A 19,826-nucleotide genomic window follows, 5' to 3' on the forward strand; every position below is an offset into this window, starting at 1 on the left:
CTCAGTAGAGTACATGGCGAGTGTCGTATGAACCGAGCACACGAACCCATCCTTCATCTGCAATATCTTCGATTTCTGCGATCGCCTCTTGGGTGCGGCCTTCATAGAGACCACCTTCCGCGTCAAGATGGAACAGGTAGTCACCAAGCCGCTCACCGCTTGGACGCGACTCGATACGTGACAGGTTGATATTTCTGTTCGCAAATGCCTCAAGCAGTTCGAGGAGAAGTCCTGGGTAGTTCACGTTTGGATACACAATAATTGTCGTTTTACCACCAGCGTCCGATCGCTCCGATGCAGGGGCAACGACCAAAAATCGAGTAACGTTTGAGCTTTGATCTTGGATGTCTTCCGCAATCACTTGGAGCGCTTTCCCATTTGTAGCGTTGTCGGGGTGTCCAATGCCAGCGACCGTTGGATCGTTTCGTGCCCGCTCGACACCACGAGCGGTGCTTGCAACAGCCTCTTGGCGAATCGTTGGATACTCCGCCTCAAGATAGCTTCGACACTGTGCAAGCGCTTGTGAGTGGCTGGCGATCGTCTCGAAGTTGCCAGACTGTGCAAGCAGTGCGTGACGGATCGGAGTCACAATCTCGGAGACAACGCTTACGTCATACTCCGAGAGTGCGTCGAGGCTCTCAGTAACGCTTCCTTCGATCGAGTTCTCGATCGGCACAACACCGCGTTCAAATGAGCCATCAGCAACCGCTTGCACGATCGCAGTGACGGACTCTCTGAACGATACGTTATCAGCAACAGCACTGGCCGCACGGTGGGAATAGGTTCCAGCAGGGCCAAGAGTTACGGCATCCATTGCCGCGATATTGATCCGTCGGCGTGAAAAACGCGTCGCCCCTAACAGGTTTCGCTCACGAATATCAGTTCAACCGAACCGAGATGCAAGCTCTTCACGCAGATCATCGACGTCGAGGTCTTTCATCGATAGCAAGACAAGGAGATGGTAGAGAAGATCTGCGGCCTCATACTGCAGTTCCTCTCTGTCGTCATCTTTGGCAGCCAGAATGAGCTCCGTTGTTTCCTCGCCAAGCTTTTCAAGAACGTAGTTTTCGCCTTTCTCATGGGTGAATAGTTTCGTCGTGTACGAACCTTCAGGGAGTTCGGATTTCCGTGATTCGATCGTTGCAAACAGCTCATCCAGAACCTCCTGTTGCGTATCTCCGTTGTTGGTCATACGTCTGTTTCCGGATGCACTGGCGAATCAGTTATGATTTCCTCAGCAAAGAATGCAAGCCGGTGCAGTCGATCATCTGGTGTCAACTCAGGATGAAACGAGGTTGCAAGCACAGGCCCCTGTCGGACAGCAACAGGATTTTCGTCCCACCATGCAAGCACCGAAACATCATCTCCGATAGCGTCGATAAGTGGTGCACGGATGAAGACCGCAGGAAACGGCGTCTCCGGATCATCAATACCGTCGATCGACAGCGGTGCCTCAAAGCTATCTTTCTGTCTACCGAATGCGTTTCGATCGACGGTCACATCAAGAATATCAAGCGTTGTAACGCGATCGTCTTTTGCGTCACTCGAGGAAACAATCAATCCAGCACACGTTGCAAGGATTGGCTTACCAGCAGCAACATGCTGTTTAATCTCTGCATCGATGCCCTCACGCTTGAGAAGTCGCGAGATCGTTGTTGACTCACCACCAGGTAGCAGTAGCAGATCGCAGTTCGGAACAACCCCAGCCTGTCGAATCTGCTCGACGATCACTGAGAAGCCGTTTTCAAAGGCGGCGCGTTTGATTGCGGCGGCGTGTTCGCTAACATTTCCTTGGACAGCAATAACACCAGCACGAAGGTCGGCATCTGTCCCGCTCGAAGTTTCAGCCGTCATTACCGATACTGAGTGGTAGACGTGGAAAAAGGCCGCGTTCACCAGCAGCTATCGCTTCTGGAATGGGCAGGGTATAACGAATATGGACGGCGGATGAAACGGATGTTATGCGATCGTCAAGCTCAAAAGCTGGATAAAGACGCCAAAGAGAACACAGAACGCCATCACCGTTTTTGGATTAATCGCGATTGCGTTTCGGTCCTCGGCATCGAAGTATCGAACCAGCCCTGCGCTGGACATCAGCCCGCCGGAGTTTTGTCCACTGCTCATATTGTCTCCTCTGTTCGTGGGGAATCTAAACGTTTCGGCTTAGGTATTTGATACTGAACATGAACAACACGATTAGCTGGTGAAGAAATCCTTATGAACAACGCTCAGTAATCCACTGTACAGACTCATGACTGTTCGACTCAAAGATTTCTACGCCGACTGGTGTGGCCCGTGTAAAACGCAAGACCCAATTCTCGAAGAGCTTGAAGCGGATTACGAAGACGTCGAATTCGAGAAGGTAGACGTCGATCAAGAACAAGACATTGCAAACCAGTATCAGGTTCGATCGCTCCCAACGCTCGTCATCGAGAACGATGATGGCGTTGTCGATCGATTCGTTGGTGTGACACAGCGCGAAGATATCGAAGAAGCACTGCAAGCCGCTGGCGCATAAGTACGCAACTCTACTGAGCAGTTCTCGCAAGCGTTATACGGAAACCCCCGATAGTAGCGTGTATGCCGAGTAACAAGCACGCTGAAAAACGGACACTCGATCGACAGATCTGTATGCGCTGTAACGCACGCAATGCACCGCGCGCAAAAAGCTGCCGCAAGTGTGGCTACGCACGCCTTCGACCAAAAGCAAAAGAACGCCGCGCGGTCTAAACACCCACTCCGATTTTTATTTGACAGCAGCCCGCACGAGAGACCTCTCTCACTCGTTCGGGTACTTTGGCTCTCGGCGCTCTGCACGTCCGAGCGCTCGCTCAACAACATCTCGAACAGAGTCACCGTCAGGGTCTGTGTGGAACACGTCACCGTGACCTGCGCAGAGCGTTGTAATAGACGCCGGGAGGCGGTCAAGAAGAATTCGAAGGCTCTCGATCAATCGCTCGCGCGATTGTCCCGACATATCGGTACGCCCAAAACTGCCATCCTCGAAGGCACCGTCATTATAAACAACAACATCGCCGCTGAACAGCACCGTTTCACCGACGAACGAGACATGATCTGTCGCATGTCCCGGTGTATAGACAACCTCAAACGTCTCATCGCCCAGTTCGATCGTATCTCCATCTTCAATCCCGTGTGTCTGGAGTGGGTGTGAGTCATACGAATAAACTGCAGGATCGAATGCATCAACAACAGCATCAATCTCGCCAACGTGGTCGGTGTGCTGATGGGTCAGTGCAAGCACGTCCACGGCGTCGACATGCTCTTTGATGGCATCAACAACGCCATCCATTGAGCCAGCGTCAATTAGTGCAGTTACCTCGCCGTCAAGGAGATATGCATTGCACGTAAACGATGGGGCATCTGCGGTGACATTGATCGGTTCCATATCTACCCTTTAGATTCTCATGGCAAAAGCATACGGTGGGCGGCAAAAGAAACTGAACCATTCATATAAACATATCACACACTGGATTTTTCACGTCCAGCATGTTATTATATACTGTATGGGGTTCGGAAGTTACGACGAGTCCGAACAGGAGAATCAGGAGTTCAATACCGATTTTGAAGACGAAGAAGGGGTGGAAACTGGCGAGAGCGTCCACGAAGGAGATATGGACTTCGAGATGGGTGCCTCGAACGACGAACTGTTGGATCGACTGAAAGAAATGAAAGACTGAGGTGGCTGTGACGCAGATTAAGTCGGGGAGTCGTGCGCTTGGGATTGCTGCCTCTGATGGCCCCAAGCGAAGCTATCTGTGTGGTGTTGTTGTCCGTGCTGATCGAGTCGTCGATGGCGCTATTTTTGAAACCTGTACGGTCGGTGGTACAGACGCAACAGCCGCCGTTGTCCGGTTGGTTACGCAGCTAGCACGACCAGATGTACGATGGATACTCCTCTCTGGGATCGCGCCCGCGTGGTTCAATATTATCGATATCGAACACGTTTCAACAGTGACCAAGACACCAACGATTTCGGTGTCGTTCGAAGAGAGTGATGGTCTTACAGCCGCGATCGATCGTGAGTTCGATGGTATCGAGAAGCAACAGCGACTCGATCAGTATCGGAAGCTACCCGATCGGATTGAAAGGACAATTGGTGACGAAACACTGTTTCTTCGATTTGCGGGTATCAACATGGAGACCGCAACGCAGGTTAGCAGGCGGTTTGCGCCTACAGGTGGGAGACCGGAGCCGATCCGAGTCGCACGGATGATGGCTCGTGCACATCGACGGGCGATCGAATAATCCAACGCACAACCACGGTACTTTATCGCCGGCTCACATCACTAGAGATATGAGTACGTTCGATGGGATTTGTGTCACAGACTGCGAGCGGTGCCCTGCGCTTGTCGACTCTCGAACACAGATCGTAAACGGTGTTGGGCCGGAGGATGCAGACATCCTTTTTATTGGCGAAGGCCCGGGCGCAAATGAGGATGCACAGGGAGAACCCTTCGTTGGTCGATCGGGAACCGTACTTACGGATGCGCTCATCGATGCAGGGGTACTTCGTGATGAGGTTCGGATTACCAACTGCGTGCGCTGTCGGCCGCCGGAGAACCGTGACCCACAAACCGAAGAGCTCTCAAACTGCCGTGAGTATCTCGACGGAGAGATCCAGACGGTCGATCCCGAACTCATTGTGACGCTTGGGAAAGTTCCAAGCCAGCATGTACTCGGTCGATCGGTTGCGGTGACAAAAGAAGCAGGCTCGTTCGTCGATGTCCGGATTGGCGAGCAAACGTATCCACTGTTAATTTCGGTGCATCCCGCAGCAACATTGTACGATCGAAGCCAACGTAAAACATTCACAGAGACTATTACGAAAGCAGTAGAAATCGCACAATCGACAACGTCAGAACAGACCGGAAACGGACAATCCCGACTTGGTGAGTTCTAAAGAGTTTATTAAAAATCTATGCTATCGTAGAGAATGCTACTAGTTTACACTATCCAGAACAATCAAAACCAGCCATCTCAAGCCAATTAAACGGGTAACAGCGAAGAGATGGTTTATTATATATAGTTTTGTATTTCTATATAGTACGATTACGAAACATTATTCACTATGGCTTCAGAGTCCTAAACGAATGACGGACAAACGTGCCACATTCGGACACTCAAGACGTAACTTTTTGACCGCAGCGGGGGCAGGTGCAACACTCGCACTTGCAGGTTGTATGGGCTCTTCAGACGACGATGAGACCACAATCACGTGGGTTATGAACCCAGCAGAAGAGGCAGTCGATATCGCGACCCAGTACCGACCGCTCTTCAACTACTTGGAGGCAGAGACTGGAGTGACGATCGAAGGACAGGAAACCGCAGACTACGCGGCAACCGTCCAAGCGCTCCAGCGTGCGGATGAAAACGATCGAATGTTTGCAGACACCTCCCCGGGTGCTGTTGCACAGATTCCGGACGATATCGATGTTGTCGGAATGCGACTGGCGTTTGGATCCGAACTGTACTACTCGCTAATCACAACGACAGTTGACAGCGGAATCGACAGTTTGGAAGAGCTCGAAGGTGAGACGATTGCAACCGCGGGTGCAACTTCCGTTTCAGGGACGCTTGCACCAATGCTTATGCTCAGCCAAGCAGGACTCGATGTTGGCGGTGCACCAGACGGAAGTCCAAACGACTTCGACTGGCGTCCATCAGATCACGACACCGCTCGTGAGCAGTTGGTCCAGGATCCGGACATTATGGCAGCAGGAACCGGTGCATTCTCAACTGCACCGCACGTCCCACAAGAGCAGTTCGATGAGCTTTCCGAAGACTTCGCAGATATCTCCGCGGAGTACGATGGTGCTGGCTCACGAGATCCAGAACTCAAACTGCTCGCCGTATCTGACCCGATCCCGCGTGCACCGATCGTCGTCAACGCCGATTGGGATGAGGACCTTCGATACGAACTTGAGGACCTCATGCACGAGGCAGAGTCAGACGCATTCCAGCACGATCCAGTTGCGCTCGCAGAAGATCTCAGTATGGATCCAGAGATCCTCGACAAAGATGAAGATGAACTAACCGAAGAAGAACAAGAACAACTATCGACATTTGCAGATCACGAGCTATGGTTCGACGGGATTGAGCCAGCAGACCACAGTGATTACGCACCAATCAGCGACCTCGCAAACGAGCTCGGTCTCGATTTCGAGGAACTCTAATAACAGCACCATCCACGTCTATTTGTAGAACTCTATATTATGAGCAGGATTGAAATTGATGGGCTCACGAAGCGTTTCGGCGACACCGTTGCCCTTGATGACGTTTCGTTTGAAGTTCCGGCAGGAGAGTTCGTCATAATTCTTGGCGTCTCCGGGTCGGGTAAATCAACGCTCCTCCGATGTATGAGCGGGCTTACAACACCGACAGAAGGTGAGGTACGTATTGATGGACGACCGATGACTGCCCCGCGGCCAGAGGTTGCCATGATCTTCCAACAGCACAACATTGTTGGAGATATGACTGCATATTCAAACGCCCTCTCAGGCGGTATTAACAGGTCGGGTTTCCTCGAAAGTGTGCTTCAGCTGCAAGACAAATCCGAAAAGCAACAAGCACTTGAGGCGCTTGATACCGTTGGATTGCTTGAAGAAGCACAGCAGAAAGCACGCAGAATGAGCGGTGGGCAGCAACAGCGCGTGGGGATTGCACGGGCACTTGTCCAAGAGCCGAACGTACTTCTTGCGGACGAGCCGGTAGCAAGCCTGGATCCTGGCAGTGCGCAGGATGTAATGCAATATCTTAAAACTGCTTCAAAAGATAAGGGATTGTCGACATTTATCAGCCTCCATCAAGTGAACATTGCACGAAAGTTTGGTGAACGGTTCATCGGGCTTCAAAATGGAAAGAAAGTGTTCGACGGCTATCTTGATGAACTCACAATCGATGCGATCGACGAGATTTACGGCGATATCGACACTGAAGGTATGTTCATCACACAAGATACCGATCGTACAGTGGCTGATTCCGATCAGGAGGCGACACCGTGAGCCGAGACGAGCGGGTGGAAACCGACGGTGGGACAGAGTCACCAACTCGATTGGAAAACGCAAGTGCAGAGGTAAACCGTCAGTTTGAGAAAATTCGGGAGACGAGACGAAGACGGGCGATTGGCTGGGCAGGATTGCTTGGATTTATTCTATTTGTACTGATCCAGGGAATGTCTGCCACAGAGTTACTCGGTGGCGATGTACGTATCGCATACTTTGTTGGATCGCTTCGGGAGTTCTTCCCGATTACGTTTGTCTTTGGGTTTATTCCATTCCTCGACGTTGGGCAGTACCTTGCATTCATCCGTCGAGAAGAACTACTGTACAATCCAGAGATTGGTGGCCTACTGTTTAATTGGCCTCCACAGCTGTACACGTTCTTCTTCCAAGAGCTTGGCATCTTCTCGATCTTTGGAGAGGCTGGAATCACGCTCGCAATGGGTGTCGTGGGAACCATTCTGGGGTTCCCGATCGCACTCATGTTCGGCGTGCTTGGTTCCGAGCGTGTGACGCCGTTCCCATTCAATTTTATTTTCCGTGGAACGATGTCGTTCATCCGCGCAATTCCAGCGATTGTTTGGACGCTGATCTTCATTCCGTTCGCTGGGCTTGGGCCGACTTCAGCAACGCTTGCAATTGCGTTCGATACGATCGGTAATCTTGGTCGTCTCTTTGTGGATGAGCTTGAAGAGATCGAAGAAGGCTCCATTGAGGCAATGCAGACAACAGGTGCAAACCAGCCACAGATTGTCTTTTTCGGGATGTTAAGCCAAGTGAAGACTTCGTTCATTGCGTGGACATTGTATATCCTCGAGATCAACGTCCGGATCGCAGTAACCGTCGGTGTTGTCGGTGCTGGTGGACTTGGCCTTGTTGTGGAGTCCCAACGAGGGCTTTTGAACTTCACAAACATGATGGCAACGCTGTTCTGTATCTTCATCCTGATTATCAGCGTTGAGCTGTTCAGTCAACGGCTCCGATCACGACTTCGATCGGACGAAGAAGTTCGAAGCTGGCGGGAGCTCATCTTTGGATTCCCGAACCGGATGGCGAACTCGATGTTAAAATAACAACGCAACTCGCGGTCCTCTTCTTACGACCGATCGGAAAACCGCCGAAACAGCAAGCGACTTGACGCCGCTGCACATAACTACAGATATGAGTCACCAGTCTACGACAGCAGAGGCTACTGAAACCGCAGGGGCGGATATTGTGGTTGTTGATTATGGGCTTGGAAACCTCCGAAGCGTTACCCGTGGTCTCGAACGGGTCGGCGCAACGGTGACAATCACGGATGATCCAGCCGTATTCGAAGCTGCGGATGGGATTGTCCTCCCTGGTGTCGGGGCCTTCCGCGAAGGGATGGATAATGCAGGACCATACCGTGACGCACTCGAAGCAGCAGTCGATCGCGGCCAGCCAGTGTTTGGGATCTGTCTTGGCATGCAGATGCTGCTTGGGTCAAGCGAAGAGGCAGCTCACGCGGGCGAAGGTGACGTAGAGGGGTTGAATTTCATCCCAGGGACAAACGTCAGATTCAGTGGCGATCTAAAGGTACCACACATGGGGTGGAACAACCTGACGGTCACCAGCGACCATCCGATCGCAGACGGTATTGACGGTGAATATGCATACTTTGTCCACTCATACTACGCAGTCCCTGACTCCGAGGATGCAGTTGTCGCCACAAGCGAGTATGAGTCGACGTTCCCGGCGATCGTTGCAAACGAAGCGGGCAACGTGTTTGGGACACAGTTCCACCCGGAAAAAAGCGGAGAGACAGGATTACAGATTCTACAGAACTTCGTTACGATCTGTATGGAATAAATAGAATAGGGGCCGTTGCCAATCGATATTGTCTTGATCTGTATTTATTAGAGTATTTTAGTAGGTCGGGATGAGAAGCGATCTAAGAGATGTGAAAAACATGTAAAATGTATTTCAAGCCAATCCTGAACTGTTTCACGTGGCTCAATACCATTAGGACAGAGGGCAAGATATGATTTGATGACCAGTAGACGTAAGCTATTAGTTGGCTTTGGAGCCCTTGTTGCAGGCACAACCGCTGCAACTGGAACAGGTGCATTTTCTACGGTGCAAGCAGAACGTTCGGTTACCGTCGAAGTTGCAGGTGATAAATCAGCATACCTCGCATTTGCCCCAAACGAAGATTATGAGGGCGATGTAAACGAGTATGTTAGCATTACTGATGATGGTGAGGGAATGATTGAGCTCACGTTCGATCGTCTCAATCAAAATGCATTCACGCAGTTCAAAGACTTATTTAAAATTACCAATAATGGGACGCAAGATATAACGTTATTTGTCAATGCAGACCACAATGGTGAGATTCTTGCCAATGCTGACGCTTATGAGGGCCGAGATATGATCGGTGGAGGGTCACTTGACGGTCCACTCATTTTACGCAACGAATCAGAGGATGGAATCGTTGGTGGGAACAAACACCAAACAGAGTCAGGCGGAGTCTCCCTTGGAACGGGAGAGACGCACTTGATTACAGTCGAATTTGATACCCGGATCAACGAATTCAACGGAGAAGCAACGATACAATTTGTTGCAGAGTAATAAAATTGTACTAAATCACGTATAATTATAGAATAAATTATTTAAATTCGATCCCGAGATCGTGGAGGCCGGGATTGTTCATTGCAACATTGATGAGAAGCGGCGTTACAGACTCCACTTCGGCAGCGTTTGCGATCGATCCTGCATCAACGGCTCGGAGCCCATCGATTCCTTCAGCCAGATCAGAGACAATCTCTTTTGCATCGTCATCGTCACCAACAACCAACGTGTCAATCCCAAGGTCTGCATCTAAATTTGCAAGCCGGCCTGCTGCTAAGTTGTGGAACGCCCCGATTACAGAGACGCCATCCGGGGCTGCATCAACTGCAAGCTGTGTAACGCTTCCAGCACCTGGACGGTGGTAGTGGAATCCGTCCTCGTCTCGTTTCATACCGGTTGCTGGTGAGACAAGAATATCACCGTCAGAGAGCACATCAGCGATCGATGAGACGGTATCTGCAACGTGGTATGGTGGGACCGCAAGAACGATCACTTTGGCTCGATCAGCAGCCATCTCGTTTGCGAACCCTTTAATTTTCACATCAACACCACGGCTGTCGAGTTCAGTCTCATACTCGCCAGCTTTTGTTCGCGCTTTTTCGACATCACGAGAGCCGATTAGGACTTCATGATTTGTGTGATACGCCCACCGAAGCGCAAGTCCTTCACCAATATCTCCAGTACCGCCAAGTAGTGCAATTCGCATACAGATACTCTGTGTGGTTGCCCCCTAAGCCTTGCGCGAGCGGCGAAGGACCCCGGTATCGAGGCCCCTATTTTCCGAATGCGCTCATGAGTGCGTCAGGCTCGGTTCCGTACACAACATAGAATGAGATAAGCGGTGAAACAAGAAGCGTCCCCCCAACGATGTAGAGTCGAATTGACGGATCCGGTATGCCTGCAGCAATAATAAAGCCGACAAGGTCGATCCCCAGCATGAGCAGAAGGAATTTGAGAAACGGACTCATGGTGACTCAAGCTCCGAAGGGAGATTGTTTACGGAGTCCAGTACTGCTCTCGCGCCCGCGTCAATGAAGGCGGCAGTTCCCTCTTCACCAGTTAGTCCACCAGTGAGGACGCCAACACCAGCATAGCTTCGATCAGGATCGGCGTTGGCAGCATTCACTGCCGTTTCAATATCATCAAGCGTATCGCCAACAAAAACGACCTCTTCGCTGCCGAAGCGATCGGCGACCGTTGTAAGCGCATGTGGATGTGGTTTTCCATGCTCCCAATCATCCATCGTAAATCGGTACATCGAGTCAACTGCGAGGCCAACCCGTTCAAGTGCGATCAGTGCTTCCGATCGCGGGCGGCCTGTGACAACACCAATGTTATATGTTTCTGTCAGCGTCTCTCGGGTCTCAGCAGAGAGAATAACAGGCTCGTCGTGAATGAATCCCGCAGTCTCGATTGGTGGCTCACCACCCTCCAGTTCTGTGTAGAGTTCAGCGCCGAGGTACAGTGCTTGGAACACAGCTCTGAGTTGCTCTGGATCCCAGCGATCGAAAATTGCAGCAGTGTCTGCATCAAGTGTATCTGTTACAGATTCTGCGGCAGTGAGTCCACCTCCGGCAGTGTGTATCGAATCGGTGAATGCTGCAATCGACACAGATGCGCCTTCATCAACAGCAAGGACATACAGTGCAGCCGCGTACGTCAGCTCCCAGTCGTTGTTAAAGCCACCTGCATTTTTAAACAACTGAATCTCGTCTTTGTTGATTGTTTCGCCATACACGTTATCGATCGAGTCAACGATCGCCTGACGATATGAGTCAGCAACATCTACAAGGACGCCATCAATATCTAAGACAACAGTGTCCGCACGCATTGGTCGACTCTCTGTCGTGTACCCTCAAAACGGTTGCTCTCCGGCATCATAATACTGGAACAATGACTGTCGAAAGGACACTCATCGCACAACAACGTAGAGTGGACTCCGATATGCTGGAAGTGTTATCTGCTCGGTATTTACTTCTGGCGGCTCAAATCCAAGTGTCGTAAAGTAACACCGTACATCGAGTCGGTCGGCAAGTACCAAGAACGGACGGTGTAGTTCACCAGGAAGATTCAGTGCATACAAAACATCGACATCGTAGTATGTGGGAATTTCAGATGCGGTACTTCGTTCAACAAGGTCATCGTGATGAAATTCGATCGGGGAGGGGACCTCAAAATCATAGATATCAGTGGCGACGACAGTACATCCTGCCTCGATGAGGCCCTCTGCGACGTCTGTGCGTCGGCCGATCCCAACCTCCAAGAGCCGATTATACTGTGACAGATATTCGACAATCGCACGACGTGAATGGATTCCCACGGCGGGAAACTTAAGAGTCGGCCGTTCATATTCGTTTGCATGCTCGTCGATATCGTGCCGATCGGGGATGTACCCGCCCAAGTCAAGCGGGAGTCGTCTGCGGCACTCCGATCCGTGTACGACGTGGACGTAACGGTCCACGATACCCAATCAATCCCTGACGGTGCGTTCGACAGAAGTCGAAACCAGTACCGTGCAGAGGAGTTTATTGACCTTGTCAGTCGTATCGGATCAGGTGATAAAAATATTGGAATCACCGTTCAAGACCTCTACTACCGAAGACGAAACTACGTATTTGGGCTTGCGTATCTGAACGGAAATGGATCTGTCATTTCGACATATCGGCTACAAACCTCCTCCGATGGTGGCATCACATCGAAGCCAGCGGCAGATGTTTTCGCCGATCGAGTTCGAAAAGAGGTTGTTCACGAGATTGGTCATACGTTCGGACTCGAACACTGTGACAACTCAAAATGTGTCATGTCGTTCTCGCCAACTGTTCGGGAAGTCGACGTAAAAGAGGAGAACCTTTGCGGCAGTTGTAGCCGGCTTATCCGGTAACAAGACGCTGTTTTATAAAATGATTGTGTGAATTACACAGGTCTCTAGCGTTTGCTGGTTGTCAGTGGTCTCGGAGCGTAATTCAAACGGCAGTGTCAACGAGATGCTCCTGAATAGATGAGCGAGCATCCTGCACACAAACTATATGTGAGTAATGGATAACTGGTAACTACGATGGATGCTATTTCGATCGCACTGATACTCGGTGGGTTAGTGCTACTATTCGTTGGGGCGGCGCTCTCTAACTACGGCGTTGCAGTGACGGGGATGGCGGTCGGTGGCGGAACTGGTTATCTTGTTGCTCCAACAGTTGGTGCGGCGGCAGGGTTAGGTTCACCAGTTGCGATCGTCGTCGCAGTCCTTGGTGGAATTGTGGCGGGAGTTTTGCTCACTCGCCTGCTGTTCTCGTTCGCAGTGGGTGGTATCTCTCTCCTTGTTGGGTTGTTTGTTGGATTAACAGTCGTTGTACCGCTATTTGTCACCGGAGCATGGTATGTTGAGATCGGTGTCGCGGTTGCTGTTGCAATGTTTTCAGCACTGCTTGGATTGGTTCTCACGAAGACAATGATGGTCGTCATCACAGCATTTGTGGGATCTCTTTTGGCGTCGCAGTCAATCACTGCAGAGCAGCTGTTGGCCGCACAAGCGAATGTAACAATGGAGCCGTTATTTTTCGAGCCAACCGCACCGGTGTTTGTCGGACTCTTTGTCCTTGGGGTGCTCACTCAGTTCGGGTTATTCAAATTTGGATACGTCGCAAAGCTCCTCAAAATTCTTCCAGGTGGACGTGCACTACGGAATCGCGGTGAAAAAGAAGCAAGCGACTAAACACAGCAGCTATACTGAGTAGTAATATTCGCCCGATCGCTTCTGTGACTGATCTTTCTGACTCTCCGGTTTGTTGATCCGTGGACGCCCTGTTCGTTCATCACGGCGGAAGGTAATATCAAGATCTGCAAGGAACTCATTCATTCCATCACGCATCCCTTGTGGTGGGGTTGCATGACCGTGGTGGGCAGGCTCGCCATCGAAGACCATGAGTCGATCGGCCAACAGATCGATCATATAGATATCGTGGTCAATGACCATGACTGTCGCATCGTGGTTTTCCGCGTAGCGTCGGATCGCGGTTGTCGCTTGGACACGCTGTTCAACGTCAAGGTGTGCGGATGGCTCATCAAGCAGGTAAAGGTCCGCATCCTGTGAGAGACACGCTGCGATCGCAACACGCTGGCGCTCACCGCCGGAGAGGTCCGTGAGGTTCTGCTCCATGATTCGGTTGAGCTGGAGTGGGTTTGCAACCTCGGTGTTCCAATACGAGGAGCCAAACTCGTCGGTGATTGTTGACAAGAACGCATCGACACGCATCGGCTGGTCGATTTCAATGTACTGTGGCTTGTATGAGATGTCTAGTTCAAAATCGACAGACCCCTCATCAGGTTCTAAGGCACCGGTAAAGAGCTTTGCAAGGGTCGATTTACCGATTCCGTTTGGACCGACAATGCCGAGAACTTCGCTTTCATAAATAAGGCCGCCCTCGACGTCAAGAGAGAACTCACCCTCGCCGTAGGATTTCGATAGTGATGGATACTCGACGAGCGGTTGGCCAGTGAAGGATTCACGTGGGGCGTGCTCCTCAAATGTGATTGCCTCTTGGCGGATCCGCATATTCTCATTCGTTAAGTAGCCTTTTAGATACTCGTTGATCCCGTTACGGACGGATTTTGGCGGCGTGATAACACCGAATGCACCCGGTTCACCATATGCCACGTGTAGGGTGTCCGCAAGTAGGTCTAAGATAGCAAGGTCGTGCTCAACGACAAGCATCGATCGATCCGACTCCTCATCTGCGGCCAGTTCTTGAATAAGCCGCGCAGCAGTCATTCGCTGTCCGATATCGAGATACGGTGTAATCTCATCAAGGAAATAGAAATCAGCATCTCGGGCCAAACATGCTGCAATCGCAACCCGCTGGAGTTCTCCTCCGGAGATTGAGTCAATGTCTTGGTCCATTACTGGACGGATATTGAGCCGATCGATAAGTTCGTCCAACACACCACGTTCATCTGTGTGCTCAAGAAGTTCTCGTGTATTACCGCTGAATTGTTTTGGAATCTGATCAACGTATTGTGGCTTTCGGGCAACCGTGATGTCGTCTGCAATCAGCTTGTTGATGTAGTTTTGTAGCTCCGTTCCACGGAACCGATCGAGCACTGCGTCCCAGTTCGGATCTTCGTCATAGATACCAAGATTTGGTGTGATCTCTCCAGCAAGCGCTTTCACTGCGGTGGATTTACCGATCCCGTTCGGGCCAAGAATACCTGTAACCTTCCCGGGTTCTGGAACTGGAAGTCCATACAGTGCAAACGCATTATCACCGTAGCGGTGAACAGGATCCTCGTTCAGCTCTTGCGGCAGGTTGATAATCTCGATCGCATCGAACGGACATTTTTCAACGCAGATACCACATGTCTCACCGAGACAGATATCTTCCGAGATACGGATCTGTGCGGGATCACCCTCAAAGGGTTCACCCTCCTCGAAATACTCCTCTCGTGTGACAATACAGTCTTTTCCGGTTCGATTCGGTGGGCAGTATTTTGCACACTCATAGTTACAGCGGTCCGGTTGGCAGCGATCGAGGTCAACAACTGCGATACTGTCGTCCGCCATCCTACAGCTGAACCTCCGAAGTCAGGAGGATTGCGAAGGTGATGAACCACAGTGTGAATGTCATAAATGACACGAAGAGGTTGTCTTTGATGCCGAACTCTGTGAGATCAACACCAACCAATTTGTAGATTGGATACTGCACAAAAATGAACGCGGCCATAATCACGACTGCAATGGTATCGCCCGCAGCCGCAGGGTCCGTCCCAACGAACGCGGCAGAAGCGAGACCGGCTGCGACGCCTGATAAACAGGCAATCGTCGTGATGGTCACTCCGCGCATGTGATCGGAGAGACCGGAGGCTGCCGTCTCTGTCGCCATGTACGTAGTTCTGAGAGCCGTCATGAAAAGCCGTTCGGCTTGGCTCCGAGAGTATTGTGCACATAAAGATTAACAAAGGAATTTATATCTATGATCTGAGTCATATCTAAAATATATGAGGGAAGGTCCCCGTGGGCACAGCTGAAAATATAAAAACTGTTCTGTGTGTTGGCGAACAGACAGCAGTTGACGAACTTCGAAATGCAATCGACGCACTCGAATCTGAACTAACAGTTGTAACGGCAGACAGAGAAACCGTGTTTGCGAGAGTAAACTGTACTATTATTTGTATTGAATCGAACGCAGACCTGTCACAGCTCTCTGCTCAGCAAAAGCGGTTCCCAAACAGACCAATTCTTGCAGTTATTTCTCCAGAGATAGACGCAGCCGTAGTGCTCGAAGCAGGTGCAACCGAGGTATATCAAACCGACCGATCGGTTATAGACCCAACAGTGCTCCGTGCACGCATTCGATCAACGGCTGCACAACAACAAGATTGTGTTGAGGACAGCCAACAGAAACACGCGCTGCAGGCACTGCACACGGTTAGCTCGAATGCAGCGCTGTCATACGACGATCGGATTGCTGAGCTGCTTCGACTCGGTCGTAAATATCTTCAGATGGAGTATGGTGTCCTCGCAAACATTGATGGGACACAGTACACCGTCGAACACGTCTCCGGAATAACGGATGAGATTCCTGCTGGGCTCTCCATCCCGCTCTCAGAAACATACTGTGAGCGGACGCTTGAACAGGGTGCGCCACTCTGTATCGGGTCTATCGAGACAGAGACACCTGACCTTGCTGATCGGTTAGCTGCAACAGAATTCAATATCGCACAGTATATTGGGACACCGCTGCGGACTGATGGCACCACCTATGGAACACTCTGTTTTTTCGATCGGACGGATACGCGCCGAGAGTTCACTGATTGGGATGAGACGCTCATAGACGTCATTGGCGATCGGGTTGCATACGAACTCCAACAAGAACAGCGCGAAAATGCACTTACTGAGGCAAAACAAGAGACAGAGGAAGTACTTTCTCGGGTGGATGAAGCGTTCTTTGCCCTAGATGGCGAGTGGCACTTCACATATCTTAACGATCAAGCTGAAACGCTGCTACAATGTGATGCAGAGAGCCTGCTTGGAGACAACGTGTGGGATGCATTCCCAGATGCGGCAACCCGTGCATTCTATCAGGAATACCACGATGCGATGGAGAATCAACAATCCACACGATTCGAGGAGTATTTTGATCCGCTCGAGACGTGGTTTGAGGTGAGTGCATATCCCTCGGATGATGGATTATCAGTCTTCTTTTCGGATATCACAGCTGAGAAGCGACGAGAACAGGAGCTAGAGCGGTATGAAACCATCATTGAAACGGTTAGTGATGGAGTGTACGTTCTTGACGAGGAAGGAATATTTTCGTTTGTCAATGAGGCATTTACAACACTAACGGGATATGATGAAACAGAAGTTGTGGGTTCGTACGTAGATATTATCAAAAGCGAGGAGACAATACGTGCCGCCGAGGACGCCCTTCGAGAACTCGTTGCACAGTTTCAAGAGACAGGCGAATGGCCGCGTGAAACAGCATTAGAACTGGATATCATAACCGCAGACGGAGAGCAGATCCCATGCGATGACAGAATGACACTGATGCCTGCAAAGAGTTCGTTCCGCGGAACGGTTGGGACACTGCGTGATATCAGTGAACGGAAAGAACGAGAGCGAAAGCTCAACAACCTATTGCAGTCAACGCGCGCGCTGATGCGAGCACACAGCCAGCAGGAGGTATGTGACCTTGTTGTTCGTGCTGTCGAAGAGATCCTGGACTTCGATTTTAATGCCGTACGACTGTACAATCCAGAAACAGAGCTGTTAGAACCGATTGCGGTCTCAACAGTGACCAAAGACCTGATGCCAGAGCGACCTGCATATAAGCCAGGTGATGGAATTGCTGGCCGTGTCTACACAACTGGTGAATCAGAACTGCATCAGCAAATGAGTCAGTCTGGCGAGCCAACAATCCACGATCCGATCGGCTCCGGTTTTGTTCTCCCGCTTGGCGAGCACGGTGTTGTGAGCCTTGGATCAAGCGAAGTGAATGCGTTCAACGCATCAGATGTGCAGTTTGCAGAGCTGTTGGCTGCGAATGCAAGCGCAGCACTTGATCGAGCCCTTCGGGAACAGGAACTCCGTGAGTACGAGACGGTTATGAAAACCGTAAACGATATGGTATTTGTTGCGGACACCGATGGGCAGATTGGCCGGGCAACAAAACCGCTTGTCGAACAGTTTGGAGCGGATCGAGATACGCTATCTGAAACCACACTCGGAGAAATATTCACAGCCCCAACAGCCCAGACGTGGGAGTCGGTCGTTCAACGGGTTGCAGGATTATCAAAAACGGAGACGCGAACGTACGAGGTTGATCTGTTACTGCCGGGTGAACAAACACTCCCAGTGCGTGTAGACCTATCACCACTTTCTTCGGAGATGACAAGCGACAGCGTTGTTGGATCCGTAACAGATATTTCAGACCTTGTTTCTGCGAAACAACAGGCCTCTTTTGAGCGCGATCGGTTTACATACTTATTCGAGAATATTCCAGACCCGATCGATGAGGTGACGGCTCAGGATGGTGAGCTACGTGTTCGGTCGACAAATACCGCATATGAGCAGTTTGCAACTGCAGCACAGCATACTGATACCGAGATCCCACTTACCGCTGTTGCAGACAAAAAGCTACGACGACTCGTTGGAGAGACAGAGTCGGTCTTTGATGAGCAGACCGTCGAAGAGATCGGAATTGAAACCCAAGATGGCCGATTTGACTTCTTGTTCCGAAATGTACCATACACTGCAAACGGTGAGGATCGAAGTTTCGGGATCTACACCGACATTACCGATCTAAAACGCAGAAAGCAGTATCATAAAGTCATCAATCGCGTCCTCCGTCACAATCTTAGAAATGATCTCAACGTGATTGTTGGGTTCACTAACGAGCTCGTAGACGAAATCGATAATCCACAGCAACGGTCATATGCTGCCCGCGTGCAAGATACTGCGCAGGATCTTATCGAGTTAGGTGAGACTGCAAGACAGATTGAAGACGTTCTTCACCGAGATTCATACAAAAAGCGCGCGGTGACTGCAGATGAGCTATTATCAGTAGCAGTAAAAACAGTCAACAGTGTTTCAACAGACGTGTCTTTTACTGCGATTGGTGATCCGCACGTCGAGATGTACGCTGACGATCGGCTTGCACTTGCAATAGAGGCGCTTGTAGAGAATGCAATAGAGCATACAGTAGAAGAACCAGCAGTCACGATCGAAATTGCAACAGTATCAGAAGCGGAAGTGATGGTTTCCGTTGCTGATACAGGTCCCGGGCTCCCAGATGCAGAGTGGGATATTGTATCTGGAGCGGCGAGTATCACACAACTAGAACATGGAAGCGGACTCGGATTATGGCTTGTCCGATGGGTCGTTGAGGATTTAGGTGGGAAACTACACCGGGTGTTGCCTGATTCAGGTGGTACGCGGATTGAAATAACGCTTCAGCGCAGCGACCAATAACCGTTTGCAGCGAGAGTCGCATTGAAAGTGTGACACTACCACGGCACAGTTCCTCAAGCTTTATGCAGTTGCACTGTTTCGATTCGTAATGATGGCTGGAACTACAGAAGAGAGTCTTGACGACCTCCCACCAAGCGCAAAATTGGTCTTCAAAGTACTCGAATACAACGGGCCACTGACGCAGAAGGGGATTGTCGAAGAATCAATGCTTTCTGCACGTACGGTGCGGTACGCGCTCGAGCGGCTGGAAGGTATTGGAATTGTCGATGAAGATGTCTACTTTGCTGATGCAAGACAGAATCTCTATCAGCTAACCCCTGCGGCAGACGCAACTGGCGGGAAGAGTGAAGCCTGCACCGCAGATTAGAACACAACGTTCGGTAAATAGGCGCTATTCTTCTACGTTTTGCATTGATTTATTGAGCCGATAGCCAGAAATAATAGTCAAAACAATTGTTACCAGTAGGGCGGTTGACATTGCAAACACGAATGCAAGCAGTAAGAACCATCCTTCAGGCCCAAGAACCGGGTATTCACGTGTTCCAGACACAGGGCCTAACAGCTCGAATATGCGCACAATGTAGAGAACCGCCCCAACAAACAGTCCAATAGCAACACCTATTGCAGCGTTCCGTGGAACGGACAGCTCGTTAATCAGGATCGCCGTTGGTGGACGATCGGGGACATCGTTACTCACAGCCAATAGTTAGTAGTCTGCCTTCAAATTGCCACCGAATTTATTTGCAGTTTGGGCGTAC

The 19,826-nt window shown here is 50.7% G+C and carries 26 protein-coding genes; 14 read left to right on the forward strand and 12 right to left on the reverse strand.

The features are described from left to right. Nucleotide 1: 1 nt before the first annotated feature. From pheA to AArcSt2_RS02230, 4 genes are all read right to left on the reverse strand, one after another. Nucleotides 2–814 (reverse strand): prephenate dehydratase, encoded by an 813-nt coding sequence (gene pheA / locus AArcSt2_RS02215; RefSeq protein WP_174652725.1) that lies wholly within the window; start codon nucleotides 812–814, stop codon nucleotides 2–4. A gap of 69 nt (nucleotides 815–883) precedes the next feature. Continuing rightward, nucleotides 884–1,192, reverse strand: coding sequence for a phosphoribosyl-ATP diphosphatase (hisE, locus tag AArcSt2_RS02220; RefSeq protein ID WP_174652724.1), 309 nt, complete (start codon nucleotides 1,190–1,192; stop codon nucleotides 884–886). Beyond that, complete coding sequence (gene pdxT, locus AArcSt2_RS02225) at nucleotides 1,189–1,854, reverse strand: pyridoxal 5'-phosphate synthase glutaminase subunit PdxT (protein ID WP_250582629.1); 666 nt, start codon at nucleotides 1,852–1,854, stop codon at nucleotides 1,189–1,191. The genes hisE and pdxT overlap by 4 nt, the downstream gene beginning before the upstream one ends. A gap of 105 nt (nucleotides 1,855–1,959) precedes the next feature. Beyond that, complete coding sequence (locus AArcSt2_RS02230) at nucleotides 1,960–2,124, reverse strand: preprotein translocase subunit Sec61beta (protein WP_250582631.1); 165 nt, start codon at nucleotides 2,122–2,124, stop codon at nucleotides 1,960–1,962. A gap of 127 nt (nucleotides 2,125–2,251) precedes the next feature. Between AArcSt2_RS02230 and trxA the strand changes: the two genes are divergently transcribed. Beyond that, complete coding sequence (gene trxA, locus AArcSt2_RS02235; protein ID WP_174652721.1) at nucleotides 2,252–2,518, forward strand: thioredoxin; 267 nt, start codon at nucleotides 2,252–2,254, stop codon at nucleotides 2,516–2,518. Between the two features lie 62 nt (nucleotides 2,519–2,580). Further along, nucleotides 2,581–2,730, forward strand: coding sequence for a 50S ribosomal protein L40e (locus AArcSt2_RS02240; protein ID WP_174652720.1), 150 nt, complete (start codon nucleotides 2,581–2,583; stop codon nucleotides 2,728–2,730). Between the two features lie 49 nt (nucleotides 2,731–2,779). On the opposite strand, the gene AArcSt2_RS02245 is transcribed toward AArcSt2_RS02240, so the two are convergent. Beyond that, on the reverse strand, nucleotides 2,780–3,406 hold the full coding sequence (locus tag AArcSt2_RS02245) for an MBL fold metallo-hydrolase (protein WP_174652719.1): 627 nt from the start codon (nucleotides 3,404–3,406) through the stop codon (nucleotides 2,780–2,782). Nucleotides 3,407–3,524: 118 nt separating this feature from the next. On the opposite strand from AArcSt2_RS02245, the gene AArcSt2_RS02250 reads away from it, so the two are divergent. From AArcSt2_RS02250 to AArcSt2_RS02285, 8 genes are all read left to right on the forward strand, one after another. Next, the gene (locus AArcSt2_RS02250) at nucleotides 3,525–3,698 is read left to right on the forward strand and encodes a DUF5786 family protein (protein ID WP_174652718.1); all 174 of its coding nucleotides are present in this window, start codon (nucleotides 3,525–3,527) and stop codon (nucleotides 3,696–3,698) included. Between the two features lie 16 nt (nucleotides 3,699–3,714). Beyond that, the gene (locus AArcSt2_RS02255; RefSeq protein ID WP_425493642.1) at nucleotides 3,715–4,266 is read left to right on the forward strand and encodes an endonuclease dU; all 552 of its coding nucleotides are present in this window, start codon (nucleotides 3,715–3,717) and stop codon (nucleotides 4,264–4,266) included. Nucleotides 4,267–4,315: 49 nt separating this feature from the next. Then, on the forward strand, nucleotides 4,316–4,921 hold the full coding sequence (locus AArcSt2_RS02260; protein ID WP_250582635.1) for a uracil-DNA glycosylase: 606 nt from the start codon (nucleotides 4,316–4,318) through the stop codon (nucleotides 4,919–4,921). 190 nt (nucleotides 4,922–5,111) lie between these two features. After that, nucleotides 5,112–6,194 (forward strand): phosphate/phosphite/phosphonate ABC transporter substrate-binding protein, encoded by a 1,083-nt coding sequence (locus AArcSt2_RS02265; protein ID WP_250582637.1) that lies wholly within the window; start codon nucleotides 5,112–5,114, stop codon nucleotides 6,192–6,194. Nucleotides 6,195–6,233: 39 nt separating this feature from the next. Continuing rightward, complete coding sequence (locus tag AArcSt2_RS02270) at nucleotides 6,234–7,022, forward strand: phosphonate ABC transporter ATP-binding protein (RefSeq protein ID WP_174652715.1); 789 nt, start codon at nucleotides 6,234–6,236, stop codon at nucleotides 7,020–7,022. Beyond that, the gene (gene phnE, locus AArcSt2_RS02275) at nucleotides 7,019–8,092 is read left to right on the forward strand and encodes a phosphonate ABC transporter, permease protein PhnE (RefSeq protein ID WP_425493637.1); all 1,074 of its coding nucleotides are present in this window, start codon (nucleotides 7,019–7,021) and stop codon (nucleotides 8,090–8,092) included. The genes AArcSt2_RS02270 and phnE overlap by 4 nt, the downstream gene beginning before the upstream one ends. Nucleotides 8,093–8,180: 88 nt before the next feature. Beyond that, complete coding sequence (gene hisH / locus AArcSt2_RS02280) at nucleotides 8,181–8,849, forward strand: imidazole glycerol phosphate synthase subunit HisH (RefSeq protein ID WP_250582639.1); 669 nt, start codon at nucleotides 8,181–8,183, stop codon at nucleotides 8,847–8,849. Between the two features lie 180 nt (nucleotides 8,850–9,029). Next, entirely contained in the window at nucleotides 9,030–9,608 is a 579-nt protein-coding gene (locus AArcSt2_RS02285) for a hypothetical protein (RefSeq protein WP_250582641.1), read from the forward strand. Nucleotides 9,609–9,645: 37 nt separating this feature from the next. Here AArcSt2_RS02285 and npdG read toward each other — a convergent pair whose 3' ends face one another. The 4 genes from npdG to AArcSt2_RS02305 all read right to left on the reverse strand — a co-directional run bounded on the left by npdG (nucleotide 9,646) and on the right by AArcSt2_RS02305 (nucleotide 11,928). Beyond that, nucleotides 9,646–10,314 (reverse strand): NADPH-dependent F420 reductase, encoded by a 669-nt coding sequence (gene npdG, locus AArcSt2_RS02290; RefSeq protein ID WP_250582643.1) that lies wholly within the window; start codon nucleotides 10,312–10,314, stop codon nucleotides 9,646–9,648. 67 nt (nucleotides 10,315–10,381) lie between these two features. Beyond that, nucleotides 10,382–10,576 carry a DUF7534 family protein gene (locus tag AArcSt2_RS02295; protein ID WP_174652711.1) on the reverse strand — a complete coding sequence of 65 codons (195 nt, stop codon included), beginning with the start codon at nucleotides 10,574–10,576 and terminating at the stop codon, nucleotides 10,382–10,384. Beyond that, complete coding sequence (locus AArcSt2_RS02300) at nucleotides 10,573–11,439, reverse strand: TIGR01548 family HAD-type hydrolase (protein WP_250582645.1); 867 nt, start codon at nucleotides 11,437–11,439, stop codon at nucleotides 10,573–10,575. The genes AArcSt2_RS02295 and AArcSt2_RS02300 overlap by 4 nt, the downstream gene beginning before the upstream one ends. 81 nt (nucleotides 11,440–11,520) lie before the next feature. Then, complete coding sequence (locus AArcSt2_RS02305; RefSeq protein ID WP_174652709.1) at nucleotides 11,521–11,928, reverse strand: UPF0146 family protein; 408 nt, start codon at nucleotides 11,926–11,928, stop codon at nucleotides 11,521–11,523. A 39-nt stretch (nucleotides 11,929–11,967) separates the two neighbouring features. On the opposite strand from AArcSt2_RS02305, the gene AArcSt2_RS02310 reads away from it, so the two are divergent. Together AArcSt2_RS02310 and AArcSt2_RS02315 are read left to right on the forward strand one after the other, a co-directional pair. Further along, nucleotides 11,968–12,489: an archaemetzincin family Zn-dependent metalloprotease gene (locus tag AArcSt2_RS02310; RefSeq protein ID WP_174652708.1), complete on the forward strand. Its 522-nt coding sequence runs from the start codon at nucleotides 11,968–11,970 to the stop codon at nucleotides 12,487–12,489. Nucleotides 12,490–12,663: 174 nt separating this feature from the next. Further along, nucleotides 12,664–13,317, forward strand: coding sequence for a phosphate ABC transporter permease (locus AArcSt2_RS02315; protein ID WP_250582647.1), 654 nt, complete (start codon nucleotides 12,664–12,666; stop codon nucleotides 13,315–13,317). Nucleotides 13,318–13,326: 9 nt separating this feature from the next. On the opposite strand, the gene AArcSt2_RS02320 is transcribed toward AArcSt2_RS02315, so the two are convergent. Both AArcSt2_RS02320 and AArcSt2_RS02325 read right to left on the reverse strand, forming a co-directional pair. Beyond that, nucleotides 13,327–15,162, reverse strand: a complete 1,836-nt coding sequence (locus AArcSt2_RS02320) for a ribosome biogenesis/translation initiation ATPase RLI (RefSeq protein WP_174652706.1) — start codon at nucleotides 15,160–15,162, stop codon at nucleotides 13,327–13,329. 1 nt (nucleotide 15,163) lies between these two features. Then, nucleotides 15,164–15,481: an EMC6-like membrane protein gene (locus AArcSt2_RS02325; protein WP_174652705.1), complete on the reverse strand. Its 318-nt coding sequence runs from the start codon at nucleotides 15,479–15,481 to the stop codon at nucleotides 15,164–15,166. 131 nt (nucleotides 15,482–15,612) lie between these two features. Between AArcSt2_RS02325 and AArcSt2_RS02330 the strand changes: the two genes are divergently transcribed. Continuing rightward, nucleotides 15,613–19,068, forward strand: a complete 3,456-nt coding sequence (locus AArcSt2_RS02330) for a PAS domain S-box protein (protein ID WP_250582649.1) — start codon at nucleotides 15,613–15,615, stop codon at nucleotides 19,066–19,068. Between the two features lie 91 nt (nucleotides 19,069–19,159). Then, a complete protein-coding gene (locus AArcSt2_RS02335; RefSeq protein WP_174654534.1) occupies nucleotides 19,160–19,435 on the forward strand; it encodes a MarR family transcriptional regulator in 276 nt (91 codons plus the stop codon). Between the two features lie 24 nt (nucleotides 19,436–19,459). On the opposite strand, the gene AArcSt2_RS02340 is transcribed toward AArcSt2_RS02335, so the two are convergent. Further along, entirely contained in the window at nucleotides 19,460–19,765 is a 306-nt protein-coding gene (locus AArcSt2_RS02340) for a DUF7536 family protein (protein WP_174652703.1), read from the reverse strand. Nucleotides 19,766–19,826 lie beyond the last annotated feature (61 nt).

It is taken from the genome of Natronocalculus amylovorans (assembly GCF_023638035.1).
GTDB classification, from domain to species: Archaea; Halobacteriota; Halobacteria; order Halobacteriales; family Haloferacaceae; genus Natronocalculus; species Natronocalculus amylovorans.